This window comes from Collinsella sp. LCP21S3_A3 (assembly GCF_052118905.1).
Lineage (GTDB): Bacteria > Actinomycetota > Coriobacteriia > Coriobacteriales > Coriobacteriaceae > Collinsella.
This window is the reverse complement of sequence record NZ_JBQKGH010000001.1, coordinates 84,972-104,514: the sequence shown is the minus strand read 5'-3', so window position 1 is coordinate 104,514 and position 19,543 is coordinate 84,972. Positions and strand designations below refer to the sequence as shown.

The following is a 19,543-nucleotide window of genomic DNA, read 5'->3' as shown; positions in this document are numbered from 1 at the left end:
CAGGACGGAGGAAGCCCCGTAGCGCGTGCGCGCAGCGGGGCTTCCGACATGTCCGAGGACGTTCTGAGAGATAGGCCCTTTTCCGTTTCCGGACGGCCCGGTGGGATCAGAGTACCCTTGCTGTTACTCTGCTTTGCCCACAGAGTTGAGGTTGGTCATGCGGATCTTAACCAGCTCGGTGATCTCACGCATGCCCTCCTTGGCCGGCTTCTTGGGATCGAAGCAGGCGGGGTTCTCGGCCATGTAGGCCATGAAGCCCTTGGTGTAGGCCTGACGCAGCTCGGTAGCGTAGTTAACCTTGCAGATGCCGTTCTTCACAGCCTCGGCAACCTGCTCATCGGGCACACCGGAAGTGCCGTGCAGAACCAGCGGCACGTCGACGGCGTCGCGGATGGCCTTGACCACGGACTGCTCGATGTGCGGATCGCTCGTGTACACGCCGTGGCTGGTGCCAACGCCAATGGCCAGCGAGGTGCAGCCGGTGCGCTCGACGAACTCCTTGGCCTCGGCAGGATCGGTGTAGGGGCTCTCGCCCTCAACCGCGGGACCGTCGTCCTCCTTGCCGCCAACCTTGCCGAGCTCGGCCTCGACGGGCACGCCCATGGCGCGGCCAGCGTCGGCGACGGACTTGGTCAGGGCAATGTTGTCCTCAAAGGACTCGTGCGAGCCGTCGATCATGACGGAGGTGTAGCCCGTGCGGAAAGCCTGCATGCAGCGGTCATAGCCATCGCCGTGATCGAGGTGCAGAGCGACGGGCACGGAAGCGCGCTCGGCAGCGGCCTTCACCATGCCGTAGAAGTAGTCCAGACCAGCGGTCTTGATGGTGCCCGGGGTGGTCTGCATGATGACGGGGGACTTGGTCTCCTCGGCAGCGGCCAGAACGGCCATAACAAACTCGAGGTTCTCGACGTTGAACGCGCCGACGGCGTAGTGGCCGGCCTGAGCGTCCTTGAGCATCTTTTCGGTGGTAACAAGTGCCATGAGCGTTTGCTCCTCTCCCTCGCCCGCATCTGGACATCGGGCGTAGTTGTTCACAAGGCGTTTTACCTTGCGTTTTACTGCGCTCATTGTATGAAATTCAGCGGCTTTGCACGTGCGAGATATTGAGTCCGTGCAGGCCAATACAGTCGTTTTTGAAAAGTAAACGGAAGGAATCGGAACCGAGTGGGCGTGTTCGATATTGAATTTTGAGCGTTTAGCGTCTTTCTTTTATAGAAAAGATAAGTAATCGAAAGGTGTTTTCTTACTCAAAAAGAAAATGAACGAAAATAGAGTCAACACAATTCCTGCAAATATAGCCGAGAATGGAGCAAACATGGCCCAAGCTACCAACCGTGCTTTTGCTGACGAGCGCCGTACCGCCATTATGGAAATACTCGAGCATAACGCCTCGGTGCAGGTAGCAGAAATCGCCCAGACCTTTGGTGTGTCCTCCGTCACCGCCCGCGCCGACCTGGACGCGCTCGCCGAAGCAGGCAAGCTGCGTCGCACACATGGTGGTGCCGTATCGCTCCACAAACGCCTGACCGTCTCCACGCAAGATCGCCGCATCAATGTCAACGTCGCCGCCAAGCAGGCCATCGCGCAAAGCGCCATCGAGCTCGTTAATGACGGCGACACGCTGCTCGTCGACTCGGGCACCACGGCGCTCGAATTCGTCCGGCTCCTCGATCAGCGCGACGGCATCACCGTTATCACGGCCGACATTACCATCGCCGATTATATTGACGAGAGCATGCCCTCGGTCGATGTCGTCATGCTGGGCGGGGCACTGCGCAAAGGTCATCGCCATCTGTACGGCCCACTTACCATGCAGGCGCTCCAAATGGTCCACGCCGACCTTGCCGTCATGTGTCCTGGCGCTTTTGTTCCCGGCTGCGGCTTTACGACCGACTTTCCGCAGATGGCCGAGACCAAAGCGGCTATGGTCGGTGCCGCCCGTCAAAGCGTCGCCCTCATGGACGCCAGTAAGGTCAACGGACGCGGCATGTACCGTTTTGCTGAGCTTGCCGACGTCGACATCATCGTGATGGACAGCGACCCCGACGCCGCCGTCGCCACCTCAATCGCCGAGGCCGCCGACAGCGCACGTCCAGCCCTCATCATCGCCGGCGCTTAAACAAAAACCACCACAAAGGGCCTGTCCCTTTGTGGTGGTTTTGCCCGTTAAAAGCGAAATATCGCTACTTGGAAAGCTCGTCGGCGAGGGCCTCGATCTGGGCGCGCGATGTGTCGTTGAGCGATCCCAGCACGGTCACCTTGTTCTGCGCCAGGGTGATGTCCTTCATGCCCTCGAGCTCCTTGGTCATAACCTTGGCAGCGGTGGGCGCCCAGGAACCGGCCTCGACGAGCGCCACGGTGCGGTTCTGGTAGGCATGCTCGGCAAGCGTGTGGATAAAGGTGCTCATGAACGGGAAGATCTCGCCCTGATAGGTGATAGAGGCGAGCACCAGGCGGTCATAGCGGAACGCATCCTCAACGGCCTCGGCCATGTCGTCGCGAGCCAGGTCAAAGACGGAAACCTTCTGGCCGCGAGCCTCGAGCGCTGCGGCGAGCTCCTCGACAGCGGCCTTCAGATGGCCGTAGACACTCGCATAGGCAATCGTGATGCCCTCGTCCTCGGGCTGATAGCTCGACCAGGTGTTGTAGGTGTCGAGGTAATAGCCCAGATTCTCGGTAAGGACAGGACCGTGGAGCGGGCAGATGATCTGAATATCCAGATCGGCAGCCTTTTTGAGCACGGCCTGCACAAACTTGCCGAACTTACCGACGATGCCAAAGTAGTAGCGGCGAGCCTCGCAAGCCCAGCCCTCGGGATCCTCGATGTCGTTGGCGCCAAACTTGCCAAAGCCGTCGGCGCTAAAGAGCACCTTGTCGGTGGCCTCATAGGAGAAGAGCACCTCGGGCCAGTGAACATTGGGGGCACCGACAAACGTCAGGCTGTGGCCGCCCAGGTCGAGCACATCGCCCTCTTTGACAACCATTTTGCGCTCGGGGAAGTCGGTGCCAAAGTAGTTGACCATCATGCGGAAAGCACCCATGCTGGCCACAATCTGCGCCTGGGGATAGCGCTCCATAAAGGCGGCGATACCGGCGGAGTGATCAGGCTCCATATGATGGATGACCAGGTAGTCGGGCGTACGGCCATCGAGCGCGGCCTCGAGGTTGCCGAGCCACTCGTCGACAAAACCACCGTCGACCGAATCGGCGACAGCGATTTTATCGCCCAAGATAACGTAGCTGTTGTATGCCATACCGTTCTCGGACACATCGTACTGGCCCTCGAACAAGTCAATGTCGTGGTCGTCGACGCCAATGTAGCGGATATCCTTGGTGATCTCCATCAGACAAAGCCTCCTAGATAGACAAAATAACCTGTCTATAATAGCACTTGGCAGCATTCCAACTGTTATCTGCCGGCATCCTTACCGATTGTTATTGAAATACGATAAATCGTCGTTTACCTGCGCAAACTATGAGCGTGGCATCGCCGTGCTATGTCGAATAATGAGCTGGCCGGGAATACGGATAGCAACGGTTTTGCCCGCCGTACCCGCCTCGGGAACCGCGTGCTCAAACACCTCGCGTCCACGCTGATGTAAATCGAATCGAACGGTCGTGAGCTCGTTATGCGCGACAAAGTCGTCGAGCGAATCGTCGACGCCCACCACGCTTACGTCCTCGGGCACGCGCAGGCCGCTATCACGCAGCGCGGCAATCGCGCCATTTGCCATCTGATCGTTTGCCGCATAAATCGCCGTCATGGTGCGATCGTGCTCGGCCAGGTACCTGCCGGCCTCGTAGCCGCTGTTGGCAGACCAGTCGCCCTCGAGCGGCGCCTGCGGCTTAATGTGCTTATGCTCGAGCGCATCCTGCCAGCCGGCGCGACGAAATTGCTCGTCGACCGAGAACGACGGGCCGCCAATATAGCGAATTTGCTCGTGCCCCAGCTCAAACAGATGATCCATAAGCAAGAGCGAGCAGCCGTAATGGTCGGAGTCGACCGTGGTCACCCGCGGGTGCGCGTACATGGTAACAATAACCGTGCCAATGCCCGGCAGCGGATCAAACGTCTCAAAATCGGGCGCCATACGACTCATGCCGATGATAATGCCGTCCACCGGCAGCGCAGCCATACGACGCGTGGCCTCGGCAAGCGAAAACTCCTCGGTCTTGGACATCTCGACCAGTGTGATGGCGCAATTATGCTCGCGAGCAGCGCTGGCGATGCCGTCGATCATTGAGAGGTTGCCAAACTTGGTGATATCGTTGACGCACAGACCGACCGAATGGTAACGGCCGTCGCGCAGCGAGCGACCGGCATAACTCGGACGAAAACCGAGCTCTTGCATAGCGGCCTGCACGCGCTGGCGCGTCTGCTCGTTAACGTTGGGCAAGCCGTTGGCGACGCGCGAAACCGTCTGCTGCGAAACACCGGCAGCGCGGGCGACGTCGGCCATGGAGACCGGACGCGTACCTGTATCGTTGGACGAGTGCCTTGCCACAGAATCACCTTCACCCTTGCGAGATCTGAATAGCGTGCATGCCGGCCCGGGCAGAAATACACCCCGCGCCGAGGCCCGCTATCGTCGGACGCATGTTAACGTACTCTACTTTTTCTATCTGCATCTCTTCTGCTTTATAAGTCCATACGGCGGTACCGTTCACGGCTGTAATTCTACCGACTACCGGATTCTCAAAAAGTGACAAGCGATCTGTTATGAGTACGTTAACATAGCCCGTAACGTGCGGCATCGTGAACACTTGGTTCATGCTGCTTCAAGTTGTTAACGTACTCATAGCGACGCAAAACTCACCCGTGCGCGCCAAGGAAAGGACTCCCATGACCACCCCCGACGAAAAGACACTCACCATGCTCACCAGACTGTTTGAGGAGGAGTTTGGCCCCATCGGCGACCGCCAGGTGCTCTACGTGCACGCACCCGGCCGTTCTGAGATCAGCGGCAATCACACCGATCACGAGGGCGGCCATGTTATCGCCGGCTCGCTCGATGTCGCCGTTGACGGTATCGCCGTGGCAACCGACTCCAACAAGATCCGCGTCGCCGACGAGGGCTATCCTACCTTTGAGATCACGCTCGACACGCTGGATATTCAGGAGTCCGAGAAGGGCACGTCCGCGAGCCTCGTCCGCGGTATGGCCCACGAAATCGCCGCTCTGGGCGTTGAGCCCCAGGGCTTCGACTTCGCCTTCACCTGCTCCGTTCCCTCGGGCGGCGGTCTTTCGAGCTCCGCTGCTGTCGAGGCGGCGTACGGTCGTGCCATGGAGGCGCTCTGGGGCGCACCCGCCATCGAGCCCGTCGCGCTCGCCCAGATGAGCCAGCGCACCGAGAACAACTATTACGGCAAGCCCTGCGGTCTTATGGACCAGGCCGCCGTGTGCCTGGGCGGCCTTGCCTACATGGACTTTGAGGACCAGGCTCAGCCTAAAACCCAGAAGCTCGAACTCAACTTTGAGGATCACGGCTATGCGCTCGTGCTCGTTAAGGTTGGCGCCGACCATGTGGCAGCTACCGACGACTACGCCGCCGTTCCGCGCGAGATGCAGGACGTCGCCGCCGAGTTTGGCAAGACGCGCCTGTGCGAGGTAAACGTGGCGGATTTTGACGCCAAGCTCCCTGAGCTACGCGCCAAGCTGGGCGACCGTGCCTGCCTGCGCGCCGTTCACTACTGGTACGAGAACGGCCTGGTCGATAAGCGCTGGGCAGCCCTTAGCGCCGGCGACATCGACCAGTTCCTGGTCCTGACGCGCGAGTCCGGTGCCAGCTCCGCCATGTACCTGCAGAATGTCGTCGCCAAACTGGGCTCCGAGCAACCTTCCATGTATGCCTTGGCGCTGGCCGAGCATGTGCTCGACGGCCGCGGCGCCGTCCGCATCCACGGTGGCGGCTTTGGTGGCACCATCCAGGCCTTCGTGCCGCTCGACCTGGTCGGCACCTTCATCACCAAGATGAACGGCTGGCTGGGCGAGGGCTCTGCCCGCCACTACGCAATTTCTGACAAGGGGGCTTACGCAGCATGGCTGTAATGACTGATGTGCGCGAGGCCGCGCAGGGCCTGATTGAGTATGCCATCCATCGATCCATGATCGGACAGGATGACCGCATCTGGGCCTACAACACCATTCTCGAGTGCATCGGCGCCACGGGTCCCGCGCTCGACATGGCTTGGGCGATGCAGAACGAGAAGCTCTCGCTCTTGCACCCCGATACGCTCCCCAATTTTGACCTGGAGGGCACGCTTGCCGCGCTTTCCGAGGACGCCGTTGCCAACGGCGCTGCCGAGGACACGGCGTCGGGCCGCGACCGCATCGCCATGCGCATCATGGGCGCGCTCATGCCGAGGCCTTCGGTTGTAAACGAGGAGTTCAACGGACGCATGGGCGTCAACGAGCCCCGCGCCGCGACCGACTGGTTCTATGGTCTGTGCTGTGACGCCGGTTACGTGCGCCGCGCCGCCATCGCGCGCAATATCAAATGGAGCACCCCCACCAACTGGGGCGACCTGGAAATCACCATTAACCTGTCGAAGCCCGAGAAGGACCCGCGCGACATTGCCGCGGCCGGCGCCGCAAAGAACACGGGCGAGAAGTATCCCGCCTGTCAACTGTGCATCGAGAACGAGGGCTACCCTGGACGCTCCGCCGCAGCCGACGGCGGCGCCCATCCCGCTCGCCAGAACCTGCGCGTTATCCCCATCCAGCTCGACGGCGAGCGCTGGGGCTTCCAGTACAGCCCGTACGCGTACTTTAACGAGCACTGCATCGCTATGAGCGCCGAGCATCGCCCGATGCACGTCGACCGTAAGGGACTGACCTGCCTGCTCGATTTTGTGGACCTGTTCCCGCACTACTTTATTGGCTCCAACGCCGACCTGCCCATCGTGGGCGGCTCGATTCTGTCGCACGACCACTTCCAGGGCGGCGCGCACGAGTTCCCCATGATGCATGCCGCCGAGGTCTCGCAGTTTAACGTGCCCGGCTTTGACCAGGTCAGCGGCACCGTGTTGCAGTGGCCGCTTTCGGTGCTGAGACTGCGCTCGCACGACCGCGCCCAGCTGCTCGACGCCGCCGAGAAGATTATCCTCGCCTGGCGCGAGTGGACCGATGAGTCTGTGGGCGTCATCGCGCACACAGCCGACGGCGTGGCGCATAACACTGTGACGCCCGTCATCCGCCGCGTCGACTCTCGCGGCAATGCCGGCGGCGAGATCTACGAGGCCTACCTGGCGCTTCGCTGCAACATCACAACCGACGAGCATCCGCTGGGCGTATTTCACCCGCATGCCGAGTACCACCATATTAAGAAGGAGAACATCGGCTTGATCGAGGTCATGGGCCTGGCCATTTTGCCGCCGCGCTTGGTTCCCGAGCTCGGCGCTGTCCGCGAGCACTTGCTGGCAGCCAAGGCCGATGTCAGTTACGACCTTGCCGGCGCGCTCGAGGGCGACGACCTTTGCCGCAGCCACGCCGCATGGGCCGAGGACGTCTTTGCCCGCCGCGCCGACGAGCTTACGGCGGATAGCGCCATCGACATCCTGCATGAGGAGGTCGGCATGGTGTTTGGCCACGTGCTCGACAACGCCGGCGTCTTTAAATGGGACGAAGCCGGTCGCGCCGCCCAGCAGCGCTTTATCGACTCGCTGTAGAGAACGGGTCCGAACGTTCAACAGCAGCCCGCACGACATAGCCACCTATACGACAACGGCGCCTGCCGGCAATATCGCCGGCGGGCGCCGCTTTTGGTGCAAGGGCAGCTAATTTGGGACGGGGCTATTTTGACTACTTTGCATCTAGAAGTAGTCAAAATAGCCCCGTCCCAAATTAGCTGCCTCTCATGAGAGTGGAAAATCTCCCACTCTAAGCCCGCTTGCGAGCCCAAAATGGGAGATTATCCACTCTCGTTTTGTTCGGTACGCCGTAACTCTAAAGTTCGGTTACCTCTACGCTGTTGTAGACCTCGTCCCAGCGGTCCATGATCAGGTGGCCGGTCTTGGGATCCATGGCGTTGAGCTTGCCGCAGGTATTGGCGGTCTTGAGCACCGTGACGTCGTCGGCGCCAGCAGCAATGGCATGCGCAAAACCGGCGATGGTCGAGTCACCGGAACCCGTCGCGTTCACAGCCGCAATCGCGGGCGTCTTGGCGCGGAACGCGCGGCCCTCATGGAATCCTACCGAACCGGCAGCGCCCATCGAGACAACGACCCAGGGAATACCAGCAAAGCGGCCATCGGCGGCAAGCGCCTCGCGCAGGGCATCGACATCATCGGTCGTAAAGGACGTACCCAGCAGGCCGTTAATCTCGGTCAGGTTGGGCTTTACGAGCTCGGGCTTAGCGTCGGACTCCAGCGCGGCCTCCAGCGATGCACCCGAGGTGTCGAGTAGCACCTTGGCGCCCGCCTCTTCGGCGATCTTGACGAGCTCGGCATAGTAGCCGGCATCGATGCCGCGCGGCAGCGAGCCCGAAAGCGTCACAACGTCCGCCTTCGCTGCAAGCTCGGCGAACTTGGCCGTAAAGGCCTCGAGCTCGGCCGGGGCGATCTGCGGGCCGCTCTCCAAAAGCTCGGTCTGATTACCCTCGTGCAGAATATTCAGGCAAATGCGCGTCTCGCCGGCAATGGGTACAAAGTCGTTCTTGACGCCGTCGGCATCCATAAGCTCGGCCATATAGGCACCCATGTGACCGCCAAGCAGGCCAGTCGCGAGCACGTCGTCGCCCAGCTGCAGCAGCACACGGCTCACGTTGAGGCCCTTGCCGCCAGCGGTCTTTTCGGGCGTCACCCGGTTAACATCGTCGATGACCAGCTTATCGAGCTGATAGCGCGTATCAATCGACGGGTTCATGGTAACAGTCAGAATCATATTGAACTCCTGTTTCCGGGGCACGACACGCGCGGCCCCAAACATACGATAGCTCGTTAAAGGATCTCGATCTCAAAGCCGCGGGTAACGGTCTCCCCCGGCTTGGCCACCAGGCAGCCACGCTTGTGCTCCAGAATATCGTCCTCGTCGGAGCAGGTGGACAGACCACCCCACGGTTCCACGGCCACAAAGTCGCCCTCGGGCTTGCTCCACACAATCAGGTATGGCATATCGGGGAACGTCAGACGCACGCCCTTGTCCTCGGTTTTCTTGGTAAGCGTAACCACGCGGCTCTCGAGCACGTCAAAGATGGTCTCTGCGAAGTCAAAGAGTTCGTGGGTCAGCGGCAGGTCATGGCCAACCATCGGGTTCTTGCTGCGATGCTCAACATCAATCAGGCCCGTCGAGGGAACGGCAGTACAGAGCTCGGTGGCCTCGCGCTGCTCAAAACGAAGCTCGTAGTCGTCATAGGACTCGCCCTCGTCAAGCGGGCACTTAAAGCCAGGGTGACCGCCCACAAAGAACGGCATGTCCTCGGTGCCCTCATTGGTCACCTCGTACGACACGGCCACCTTCTCCGCATCGATCGTGTAACGAGCAACGATCTTAAACGGATACGGGTACTGCTCGAGCAACTCGGCATGGTCGGCAGAGCTTAGGCTCAGCGCAACCATGTTGTCGCTCTGCTCCTCGAGTTTCCACTCCTGTTTGCGCGCAAAGCCGTGGCGGGCGAGCTTAACCTCGCGGCCGCCCATGGTCATTGCGTGACCGTCGCGAAGGCCGCCGCAGATTGGGAAGCAAATGGGTGCCTGGCCCGACCAGACTGCCGGATCACCCTGCCACAGGTACTCACGGCCGTTGGCCGCAATAGAAGTGAACGACCCGCCCGCCGTGCTCAGTGCCACGCGGATAGAACCGTTATCAAGAACAAACTCCATAGGAGCCTTCCCTTTCTTACGACAGCCCACCAAGTCAATAGGGCTGATAGAAAACCGGCCCGCGCCCCCTCACAGAAACGCGAGCCGTCAATTGAAAAGCTGCAGAATGCCGGGTACCGCCAAGAGCGAAGCACTCAAGCCAAGCAAGCAAACGTGTTATCGGAGCAGCTTACCGAACCAGAAAGCTTCGCAACAACAGCGGTAACCCTGCAGGTACCCCCAACGTCAGCGAGCGGCGCTCAGGTGCCCCAGGTCGCCGCGAAAGAGGAGCGACGCGTACTTCATGTACGCGAGCGACGGTTTGAGCGACGAGATGGGGTGCCTGAGCGCCGCGCAGCGTCGACCCGTTACGCGGTTTGGTAAAACCGCGTAACCCCACTAGTCGTGGTATTCTCCGCGGTCCCACTTCTCGAGGAACTCATCAAAGAAGTGCGGGTCGGCCTGAGCCTCGGCGTCGGCCTTATTGCAAGCATCGATCTTGGCGATCAGGGCATCGTGCTCGGGGGTCTTCTCGTAGGGCTCCTCCAGGAAGGCAAGCATGATATCGGCCATCAGGAACTCACCGGTGATCTTGCCACCAAAGCCCACGATGTTGGCGTTGAGCTCGCGACGGGCATACAGGGCAGAGGTCATGTCGCGAACCAGGGCGCAGCGGGCGCCGGGAACCTTGTTGACGGCGTTGGTGATGCCGATGCCGGTGCCGCACAGGGCCACGCCAAAGTCGGCCTTGCCGCTGGCAACAGCCTCGCCCACGGCCTTGCCGTAGATGGGATAGTGCGTACGGGTGTGGCTGTAGGTGCCGCAGTCGAGCACCTTGTAGCCAGCCTGCTCCAGGCGGTCGGCCAGATAGATCTTCTCGTCCGTAACGATATGGTCGCAACCGATTGCGATGGTCTTCTTCATCAGAACGTCCTTTCGTCTGAATTCACAAGTTGAGGTAGAAGTTCGAGTTCTCGGTGGCTCTCGTTAGGCCATCTTGTTGAGCATGTCGACACGGATCTGGTGACGGCCGCCGGCGTACTGGGCACGCAGGAACTCGCGGGCGATCTTCTTGGCGACCTCGGTTCCCACAACGCCCGGGCCCATGGTGACCATGCGCGAGCCGTTGTGCTCGCGGGTCATGTAGGCGGAACGCTCGTCGGAAATGTTAGCGACGACCATGCCCTTGATCTTGACGGCGGCCATATAGGAGCCGACACCGTACTTATCGAATGCGAAGCCCTGGGAATCCTTGTGCTCCAGCAGGTCCTTGGCAACGGCGGTAGCGGAATCGACAAAGTCCGCGGCAGGGGTCTCGGAATAGTCGACGACCTCGTGACCATCGGCGATGAGCATCTCCTTGATGGACTCCTTCATCGACATACCGTCGGCATCGGAAGCGATTACAACCCTCATGACATCCTCCTTGAGAGATACGCAGGTGCGTTGTTTCTGTTTGGAAGTGTTGAATCTCGTTCAGGTCCGGGCATCTGAATGTGCGATTCTTCACTGTTCATGTTTATTTGAACACATTCGAACAGTAACTGCAACAACTATTTGTTTATCTTTGTTCTTTTTTGAACAAATACCGTTCACGGATGATTGCTGACCGTTTGGACCGGGCGCGGGCGTAGCGACCATGTGTTCAACAAACAAAAGGGCGGCCGAGAACGTGTCTCGGCCGCCCTTCGGCGGTATTCCCCGGTATATACAGCTGTTTTAGCTACTAGGACTGCCCGCCCTTCTTGGCATGCTTGGACGGAGTGCCCAGAAAGCGGCCCGTCAAATAATTCGTCGGCCCGGAAATATCAATCCCCAGCAGTGTGTGCCCCAGCCACAAAAACGCCGCGAGCACCAGCAATGGGATAACGCACGAGGTCACTATCATCACAATGACGCCTTCGATCAGATCGGTCACCTGCTGCACAATCTCATCGGTCATCTGCTTGGCGCCGCTGGTCACCGTCGTGACGAGACCCGAGGCACCGTCGGCAAGCTGTTCAAGCACGTTCTTGGACTCTGCGGACTCAGTCTTTTTCTTGTTTGCTTTGGAGCTATCGCTATCTGCCGCACTCGCAGCGTCAGTCGCCTTTTGCTCGGCCGCCTCGATGCTCACTCGATACGTTTCATCGACCTTCTGCGACACCCATACGCTCGCGGGCACCAACACCATGCTAATGATGGCGACCACCAGCACACGCGTTGCCACGCGACGAATGACCGTGCTCGTGCTCCAGCGTCCGTGAATGCCAAGCGACGCTGCAAAGAGCACCAGCGCAAACGGGATCAGGATGCCCAGGCCAACCGACCACAAAATCGTGAGTAAATATTTCTCTAGGTATAGCACGGCAAGCACGATACCAAGATTACCCGAAAGCTGTGCGAGCTGCTCGGCAACCGGCGTTCCCGTATCGCCCGGCAGCGCAGTGATACCCGCAGATAGGGCGACGCACGAGGTCGTGAGCGCCAATACATTGCCCTTCTTTTGATCGATGACCTCGATGGTAGAGTCCCAAGTCTTGGTATCGGCAAAATGCGGACGAGCCACAAACCCCGACAGCAGCGCCAGTACCACGAGCGCAACGATGAGGCCAATCTGCAGTTTTTTGTTTGCGCACACGACATCGGATAGGCTGGGCTGCAGCTCGGTCACCGTTGTTTGCTCGGTTATCTGGACAGGACGCCCATGAGCCATCTCGCTCGCGTCTCTCTTTTGAATCGATCCGTTGTCCGGCATTTGGATACCTCCTCATTCCGGCCTGTATTGCGGATGGAAGTATACCCACCCAGCGAAAAACCGAACGGCAAGAGGCGCAACAGACTGCTGCATGACCTGCCCGCCATGAAATGGGCCCATCTACTACGTTTAACTGCCCATCCCCGACCATGCCCCGTGGCGTAAAAACAAAACCACAGGTAGAACGCCTGCAGTTTTTCATGAAACGCAGGTGTGTTCGGGGGTATCGGGTTAAACGTAGTAGATGGTCCAGTTTCGTGGCGAGTACTGCTAACTGATCCTCCGGGGACGGGAAAAGCGGGTCATTTTGGTCTATCGACCCCTTTTTCGCCGCAACCGAGATAGATGGGATACAGAAAAGCCCTGCCGCGGATAGCGGCAGGGCTTTTGGAAGGGGACTTGGTTGTGCGGGCTCGTTAGGCGAGCTTGGCCTCGAGCTCGGCAATGCGCTTGTAGGCATCGATGGTAAAGCGGGCCTGCTTCTCCAGGATCATAGTGGTCATGAGAGTGTCCTGAGCGTGAGCCATGATGAAGGTCATCTCCATCTCGCCGCCGCCGGCCTCCTGCGAAAGCAGCTTGGTCTGCGTGTCGTGGGCGCCGATAAGCGCATCGCTGGCATCCTTGTGCAGCTGTTCGGCCTTCTCAAAATCACCCTCGCGAGCAGCATCGAGCGCTGCAAGCAGATCAGTCTGGGCGTCACCCGCGTATGCGACAATCTCGAATCCAACCATCGAGATTTCTTCTTTGGTTGCCATATTGCGTTCCTTTCACATATGAACCAACGGAGAGCACCGCGTCCGGGCATACGCGCTGCGTTGTGTATGACAGAAACAATAACATTCAAACAAAAAAGAACAGCGCAAAACGTAATTTCAAGCTATGAACGGTCAATTTTTGCCCGTGAACGGTTTCCAAACCATTTCGAACAATATCAAACATGATTAACGGAAACCCAAACAGGACCGCGCCCTAACGCAAATCGTGCACCGTATCGCCCTCTACGAGCACGCCGGGGATCAGCATGTGCTCCACGCCAGACGCAACTCCCTCGGCGCCGGCGATCTTGTCGACTGCCCACATGCCGACACGCTTGTTGTCAAAGCGCACGGTGGTCAGGCGACGATCGGGCACGATGTCGCCCAGACTATCATCAACCCCCACCACGCTCACGTCCTCGGGCACACGCCTTCCGCGCGACTCGAGTCCGCGAATGCAGCCGTAGGCCATGGCGTCATTGGAGGCATAGATGGCAGTACAGGTCGGATCGTCCGCCAGAGCCTGGCCTGCGGCATATCCACTCCGCGCCGTCCAGTCGCCACGGATGAGTCGCGGCAGCTCAATACCATGCGCACGCAATGTCTCGCGCCAGCCCTCCTCGCGCTGCATGCCCGAAAGCGAGCGTTCGGGACACGAGATAAAGTGCACGGTCTTGTGCCCCTGCCCCAGCAAGTACTCGACAACCTGGCGCGAACAATCGAACTGATCGTTATCGACCGTCGAGCACAGCGGGTGCTCCAGCATGGTAACGAGCACCGTCTGCATACCAGGCAGCGGCTCAAAGGTGCCAAAGTCCGCCGGCATGCGATTCATGATCACAACCATGCCATCCACCGGCAGTGCGCTCATGCGCGACGATGCGCTCTCGAGAGTATAGGGATGTCCATCTACTTTAGTGAGGGTAATGGCGTAGCCGTGCTTATCGGCGGCGGCGGCAAAGCCCTCCATACGGTCGAGGTTGCCGGTACCGGTAATGTTGAACATGGCGACGCCGACGGTCTTAAACTTGCCGCGGCGCAGCGATCGACCGGCAAAATTGGGGCGATACCCCAGCTCGCGCATGGCGGCACGCACGCGCTCCTTGGTCTCGGGGCGCACGCTGGGTGAATCGTGGACGGTGCGCGAGACCGTCTGTTCTGAGACGCCCGCGAGGAGCGCCACATCCTTAACGGAAACCGATTTTTTAACAGCGGCCATAGGTCGATCTTTCTATGTCAACGATGCCATTGGTGGCACCCTACGCAGTCAAATGAAACATCTTCAAGTATATCTAACGCCTCCCCCACCATACGCTCACCACCCAAAACCTACCGTTCACCGACATTTTTGCTTCCCCGAACGGCTTTTATCGCCCAAATGTTAACGTTGCCATTGTGCAAACACAGAGCCACCGGGCGGCTCAAACGTTTACGCGCAAGAAATCGACGGTCCGCAGGCACAGGGGCCATCGGTTCGCATCTTATTTTGTGTCACAAAATGGCAACGTCAGCATTTTGGCAACCAAACGTCAAAAGCTACCATCGTTGCTAACCCACCGACTCTTAGGAGCTTTGCATGGAGCAACTCATCGCCACCATCGAAAAGGGCCAGCCCTTTTTCAACGCGATCGCCCGCAACAAGTACCTCAAGGCGATCCGCGACGGTTTTATCTCCGTCATCCCCATCATCATCTTCTCGTCCATCTTCTGCCTGGTAGCCTCGGTCCCCAACATCTGGGGTTTCTACTGGCCCGATGACATCAACAACGCCCTGTGGAAGTGCTACAACTACTCCATGGGCATCCTGGCCATCGCCTGCGCCGCTACCACGGCCAAGCATTTCGCCGACGCCCAGAACCGCGATCTGCCCAAGAATAACCAGATCAACTTTATCTCGTGCATGTGCGCGGCCATCATCGGCTTCTTGCTCCTTTCGAGCGACACCATCGCCACGGATGCCGCCAGTGGCTTCAACACCACCTACCTTGGTTCCAAGGGCCTACTGACCGCCTTCATCGCTGCGTTTGTGACCGGCATCATTTACAAGTTCTTTATCAAGCGCAACATCACCGTCAAGATGCCCGAGCAGGTTCCGCCCAACATCTCGCAGACCTTTAAGGACATCATCCCCTTCTCCGTCTGCATCACCGTCTTTTGGGTCTTTGACATCGTCTTCCGCGCTGCCTTTGGCTTCTGCTTTGCCCAGGGCGTCATCCAGGTGTTCCAGCCCCTGTTCACCGCTGCCGACGGCTACATCGGCCTTGCTGTGATTTACGGCGCCATGAGCCTGTTCTGGTTCGTGGGCGTCCACGGCCCCTCGATCGTCGAGCCCGCCATCGCCGCCGCCCTCGTTTCCAACATGACCGACAACCTGGCTGCGTTCCAGGCCGGCCAGCACGCTTCCGCTGTCCTGACCCAGGGTGCCCAGTACTTCGTCGTCTGCATGGGCGGCACCGGCGCCACGCTCGTCCTGGTCTTTATGTTCTGCTTCCTGGCCAAGTCCCAGGAGATGCGCGCTGTCGGTAAGGCCGCCATCGTCCCCGTGTGCTTTGCCGTCAACGAGCCGCTGCTGTTCGCCGCGCCTATCGTGCTCAACCCCGTCTTCTTTGTCCCGTTTGTCTTTGCCCCGATCGCCAACATCTGGATCCTCAAGATCTTTATCGACTTCTTGGGCATGAACGGCTTTATGTACACCCTGCCTTGGACCGTCCCCGGCCCCATCGGCACCATCATGGGCCTGGGCTTCCAGCCGCTCGCCTTTGTGATGCTCGCCCTTATCCTGGTCGTCGACTTCGTTCTGTACTATCCGTTCTTCCGTGCCTATGACGCCCAGAAGTGCGCCGAGGAGGCCGAGATTTCCCAGGAGGAGCTCGCCGCCAAGAACGCCGAGAAGGCCGCCAAGCTCAACGATGCCTTCCAGGGCAAGGCCGATGCCAAGAGCGTTGCCGCCGGCGCTGCTGCCGAGGCCGTGGAAGCCGGCGCTCCCGCCGCTTCCGCAGCACCCGCTGCCGAGGCAACGGCCACCAGCGACCTCAACGGCAAACGCGTGCTCGTGCTCTGCCAGGGTGGCGGTACCTCGGGCCTGCTCGCCAACGCGCTGGCCAAGGCCGCCAAGGAGCGCGGCATCAATCTTGAAACCGCTGCCGAGGCCTATGGCAACCACGTGGACATGCTCCCCGACTTCGATCTGGTCGTCCTGGCCCCGCAAGCCGCAAGCTACCTGGCCGACCTGCAGAAGGACTGCGAGCGCGTGGGCAACAAGTGCGTCGCCTGCCGCGGTAAGCAGTACATTGAGCTTTCCCAGAACGGCGATAAGTCTCTCGCCTTCGTAAGCGAGCAACTCTCGAAGTAAGTAACGCACAGGGCCAGCCGACCATCCAAGACCGGCTGGCCCTTCGATTTAGACGATTGGATCATCATGTCCGTTAACCCTGCTAGCGTCACCAACCCGCCTGCGCAGTTTCCCGAGGACTTTGTCTTTGGCGGCGCCACTGCTGCCTACCAGGTAGAGGGCGAGACCCGCACCCACGGTAAAGGCAAGGTTGCCTGGGACGACTTCCTGGAGGCCCAGGGGCGCTTTTCCCCCGATCCCGCTTCGGACTTCTACAACCAGTACCCCGTCGATCTGGAGCTGTGCGAGGAGTTCGGCATCAACGGCATTCGCCTCTCCATTGCCTGGAGCCGCATCTTCCCCAACGGCACCGGCGAGATCAACCCCGAGGGCGTGCAGTTCTACCACGATCTCTTCGCCGAGTGCCACAAGCACCACGTTGAGCCGTTTGTCACGCTGCATCACTTCGACACGCCGCTTGCCCTCTTTGAGAAGGGCGACTTCCTCAACCGCGAGACCATCGATGCCTTTGTGGACTTTGCCACCTTCTGCTTTAAGGAGTACGCCGACCAGGTGACCTACTGGTTCACCTTTAACGAGATCTGGGCCGATGCCTCCAACACCTACATCGAGGGCACCTTCCCCGGCGGCGTCAAGGCGCATCTGGCCGAGGCTTTCCAGTGCGAGCACAACATGATGCTCGCCCACGCCAAGGCCGTACTGGCCTTCCACAACGGCGGTTTTAAGGGCAAAATCGGCGTCATTCAGTCGTTGGAGTTTAAGTATCCGCTCAACGAGAACGACCCCGCCGACATCAAAGCCGCCAACAACGAGCACGTGTTGCAGAACCAGTTCTTGCTCGACGCCACCTTCCGCGGCGACTACGCGCCCGACACCCTCGAGTGCGCCAACCGTCTGGCTGCCGTCTCGGGCGGCACCATCGAGATCCTGGACGAGGACCTCGAGATTATGCGCGAGGCCGCGCTCTACAACGACTACCTGGGCGTCAACAACTACCAGTGCCGCTTCTTGAAGGCTTACGACGGCGAGAACGACCTGCACCACAACGGTACGGGCGAGAAGGGCACCGGCCGCTGGCGCGTTAAGGGTATTGGCGAGCACGTGAACAAGCCTGGCATCCCCACCACCGACTGGGACTGGATCATCTATCCCGAGGGCCTGTTCGATCTGCTCGTCTACATTAAGCAGCGCTACCCCAACTACAAGCAGATCTTCATTACAGAAAACGGCATGGGCTACAAGGACCCCTACAAGGACGGTTTTGTGGACGACCAGCCGCGCATCGACTACATCGAGCAGCACTTGCGCTGGCTGCTCAAGGCCATGGAGGTGGGCGTCAACGTGGGCGGCTACTTCCTGTGGAGTCTGCAGGATCAGTTCTCCTGGACCAATGGTTACAACAAGCGCTATGGCTTCTTCTACGTTGACTTTGAAACCCAGAAGCGCACGCCCAAGGCAAGCGCCTACTGGTACAAGCACGTGGCGCAGACCCGTCGTCTGGACTAGCAGCTGGCGACCAGCGGAATTGCCCCGCTCACATAACCTGTCCCCATTTCTCAGCCGGGGGTGGCACGTCACACGGCGCGCCGCCCCCGGCCTTTTGTTTTTGTTCGGCTGGGGGGGCCGTTTGTCTCGATCTGTAACATCTAGCCGAGTTTTTGGTCCCTAGCTGTTACAAATCAAGACAAACCGGGAAGACGGGGCCGAATTGTCTAAATCTGTAACACTAAAACCGGTTTTGGACGTCTGGTTGTTACAGATTGAGATAAACGCACAGGACAATCCTCTCAATCTCGATCTGTAACATCTAGCCAAGTATTTCGGTCCTAACTGTTACAGATTGAGATGAACGAGCCAAGCACGTCTACGCCCGCAGGTCCTTCACGCTGGAACGCTCGACCAACACGCCCGAGACGAGCGTACGGCTTCTGGAGCTCGGGGCTTCCAGACCTGCGACGACCTCGTTAAGCGCACGGATGCCCAGCTCGCGGTGGCGAAACTTCACCGACGTCAGAATCGAGTTGGGGATCGTCTTGTAGAGCTCATCGTCGAAGCCGATCACGGACACGTCGTCGGGCACACTGAGCCCTTTGTCACGCAGGGCCATCATCACGCCGTTTGCCATGCAGTCGTTAGCAGCGAGGACCGCCGTGCAATCGGGCTTATCGGCAAGCACAAGGCCCGCGGCATAGCCACTATCCGCATTCCAATCGCCTTGCAGAGGCTCGGGCGGCTCAATGCCACGCGCCTCGAGTGCCGCACGCCAACCTTTCATACGGCACTGGCTCGACAGCGACTCTTTCTTACCAGAGACGAAGTACACGTTTTTATGCCCGTGATTCAAGAAGTATTCGCACGCCATGCGCGCACCACCCTCTTGATCGTCACTAACGGTAGAGCAGGTAGGATGTTCCATCGGCGTGATAATCACCGTCTTGAGGTCTTTCGGCGCCTCAAAGGTATCAAAGTCATCGACCATTTGACGCAGGTTGAAGATCATGCCGTCGACGGGAAGCTGCGACATCCTACGCGCCGCTTCGGCAAGGGTCATCTTCTCCCCCGCCCGCTTTTTGATCATCGTGAGAGCAAAGCCTCGCTCTTCGGCGGCATCGGCGATACCGTCAATCATGTCCACGGCGCCGCCCGACAAGTGGAACAGCACGACGCCGATGCACCCGTAACGGCCCAACTTGAGTGAACGCGCGGCAAAGTTCGCCCGGAACCCAAGCGCCTCCATGGCAGCATGGACCCTATCGCGCGTCGACTCGCGCACGCTATCGGGATCGTTGATCACGCGCGACACCGTCTTGAGAGAAACACCCGCGGCAATCGCCACATCGTTCATCGAGACGTTTTTCTTGTCCATCGTTGCCACTGCTTCTCCACTCGGTTCTCTATCGC

The 19,543-nt window shown here is 59.5% G+C and carries 16 protein-coding genes; 5 read left to right on the top strand and 11 right to left on the bottom strand.

The features are described 5' to 3' along the window. Positions 1–123: 123 nt before the first annotated feature. Positions 124–981, bottom strand: a complete 858-nt coding sequence (locus ACTQ0H_RS00520; protein ID WP_022095149.1) for a class II fructose-bisphosphate aldolase — start codon at positions 979–981, stop codon at positions 124–126. 334 nt (positions 982–1,315) lie between these two features. On the opposite strand from ACTQ0H_RS00520, the gene ACTQ0H_RS00515 reads away from it, so the two are divergent. Beyond that, entirely contained in the window at positions 1,316–2,119 is an 804-nt protein-coding gene (locus ACTQ0H_RS00515; RefSeq protein ID WP_441547677.1) for a DeoR/GlpR family DNA-binding transcription regulator, read from the top strand. Between the two features lie 64 nt (positions 2,120–2,183). Here ACTQ0H_RS00515 and ACTQ0H_RS00510 read toward each other — a convergent pair whose 3' ends face one another. Further along, a complete protein-coding gene (locus tag ACTQ0H_RS00510; RefSeq protein WP_441063005.1) occupies positions 2,184–3,344 on the bottom strand; it encodes an FprA family A-type flavoprotein in 1,161 nt (386 codons plus the stop codon). 129 nt (positions 3,345–3,473) lie between these two features. Further along, positions 3,474–4,460: a LacI family DNA-binding transcriptional regulator gene (locus ACTQ0H_RS00505; RefSeq protein ID WP_154515200.1), complete on the bottom strand. Its 987-nt coding sequence runs from the start codon at positions 4,458–4,460 to the stop codon at positions 3,474–3,476. A 383-nt stretch (positions 4,461–4,843) separates the two neighbouring features. Here ACTQ0H_RS00505 and ACTQ0H_RS00500 point away from each other — a divergent pair, with 383 nt between their 5' ends. Together ACTQ0H_RS00500 and ACTQ0H_RS00495 are read left to right on the top strand one after the other, a co-directional pair. Continuing rightward, complete coding sequence (locus ACTQ0H_RS00500; protein WP_441063004.1) at positions 4,844–6,049, top strand: galactokinase; 1,206 nt, start codon at positions 4,844–4,846, stop codon at positions 6,047–6,049. Next, positions 6,040–7,668, top strand: coding sequence for a UDP-glucose--hexose-1-phosphate uridylyltransferase (locus tag ACTQ0H_RS00495; protein WP_441063003.1), 1,629 nt, complete (start codon positions 6,040–6,042; stop codon positions 7,666–7,668). The genes ACTQ0H_RS00500 and ACTQ0H_RS00495 overlap by 10 nt, the downstream gene beginning before the upstream one ends. A 277-nt stretch (positions 7,669–7,945) precedes the next feature. Here the strand turns inward: ACTQ0H_RS00495 and ACTQ0H_RS00490 are convergent, their stop codons facing one another. From ACTQ0H_RS00490 to ACTQ0H_RS00460, 7 genes are all read right to left on the bottom strand, one after another. Then, entirely contained in the window at positions 7,946–8,881 is a 936-nt protein-coding gene (locus tag ACTQ0H_RS00490; RefSeq protein WP_441063002.1) for a hexose kinase, read from the bottom strand. A 56-nt stretch (positions 8,882–8,937) separates the two neighbouring features. Continuing rightward, positions 8,938–9,819: an aldose 1-epimerase family protein gene (locus ACTQ0H_RS00485; protein WP_441063001.1), complete on the bottom strand. Its 882-nt coding sequence runs from the start codon at positions 9,817–9,819 to the stop codon at positions 8,938–8,940. A 378-nt stretch (positions 9,820–10,197) separates the two neighbouring features. Next, the gene (lacB, locus tag ACTQ0H_RS00480; protein WP_006234831.1) at positions 10,198–10,722 is read right to left on the bottom strand and encodes a galactose-6-phosphate isomerase subunit LacB; all 525 of its coding nucleotides are present in this window, start codon (positions 10,720–10,722) and stop codon (positions 10,198–10,200) included. A gap of 63 nt (positions 10,723–10,785) precedes the next feature. Further along, positions 10,786–11,214 carry a galactose-6-phosphate isomerase subunit LacA gene (gene lacA, locus ACTQ0H_RS00475; RefSeq protein ID WP_006234830.1) on the bottom strand — a complete coding sequence of 143 codons (429 nt, stop codon included), beginning with the start codon at positions 11,212–11,214 and terminating at the stop codon, positions 10,786–10,788. Between the two features lie 310 nt (positions 11,215–11,524). Further along, a complete protein-coding gene (locus ACTQ0H_RS00470; RefSeq protein WP_427728581.1) occupies positions 11,525–12,535 on the bottom strand; it encodes a hypothetical protein in 1,011 nt (336 codons plus the stop codon). Positions 12,536–12,951: 416 nt separating this feature from the next. Continuing rightward, positions 12,952–13,290, bottom strand: a complete 339-nt coding sequence (locus tag ACTQ0H_RS00465; protein ID WP_055252615.1) for a PTS lactose/cellobiose transporter subunit IIA — start codon at positions 13,288–13,290, stop codon at positions 12,952–12,954. Positions 13,291–13,504: 214 nt separating this feature from the next. Continuing rightward, positions 13,505–14,509 (bottom strand): LacI family DNA-binding transcriptional regulator, encoded by a 1,005-nt coding sequence (locus tag ACTQ0H_RS00460; RefSeq protein WP_427718989.1) that lies wholly within the window; start codon positions 14,507–14,509, stop codon positions 13,505–13,507. A gap of 357 nt (positions 14,510–14,866) precedes the next feature. Here ACTQ0H_RS00460 and ACTQ0H_RS00455 point away from each other — a divergent pair, with 357 nt between their 5' ends. Continuing rightward, positions 14,867–16,642 (top strand): PTS lactose transporter subunit IIBC, encoded by a 1,776-nt coding sequence (locus ACTQ0H_RS00455; protein WP_427718986.1) that lies wholly within the window; start codon positions 14,867–14,869, stop codon positions 16,640–16,642. 66 nt (positions 16,643–16,708) lie between these two features. Continuing rightward, on the top strand, positions 16,709–18,148 hold the full coding sequence (lacG, locus tag ACTQ0H_RS00450; RefSeq protein ID WP_154514977.1) for a 6-phospho-beta-galactosidase: 1,440 nt from the start codon (positions 16,709–16,711) through the stop codon (positions 18,146–18,148). Between the two features lie 358 nt (positions 18,149–18,506). On the opposite strand, the gene ACTQ0H_RS00445 is transcribed toward lacG, so the two are convergent. After that, complete coding sequence (locus tag ACTQ0H_RS00445) at positions 18,507–19,508, bottom strand: LacI family DNA-binding transcriptional regulator (protein ID WP_441062999.1); 1,002 nt, start codon at positions 19,506–19,508, stop codon at positions 18,507–18,509. Between the last annotated feature and the right edge of the window lie 35 nt (positions 19,509–19,543).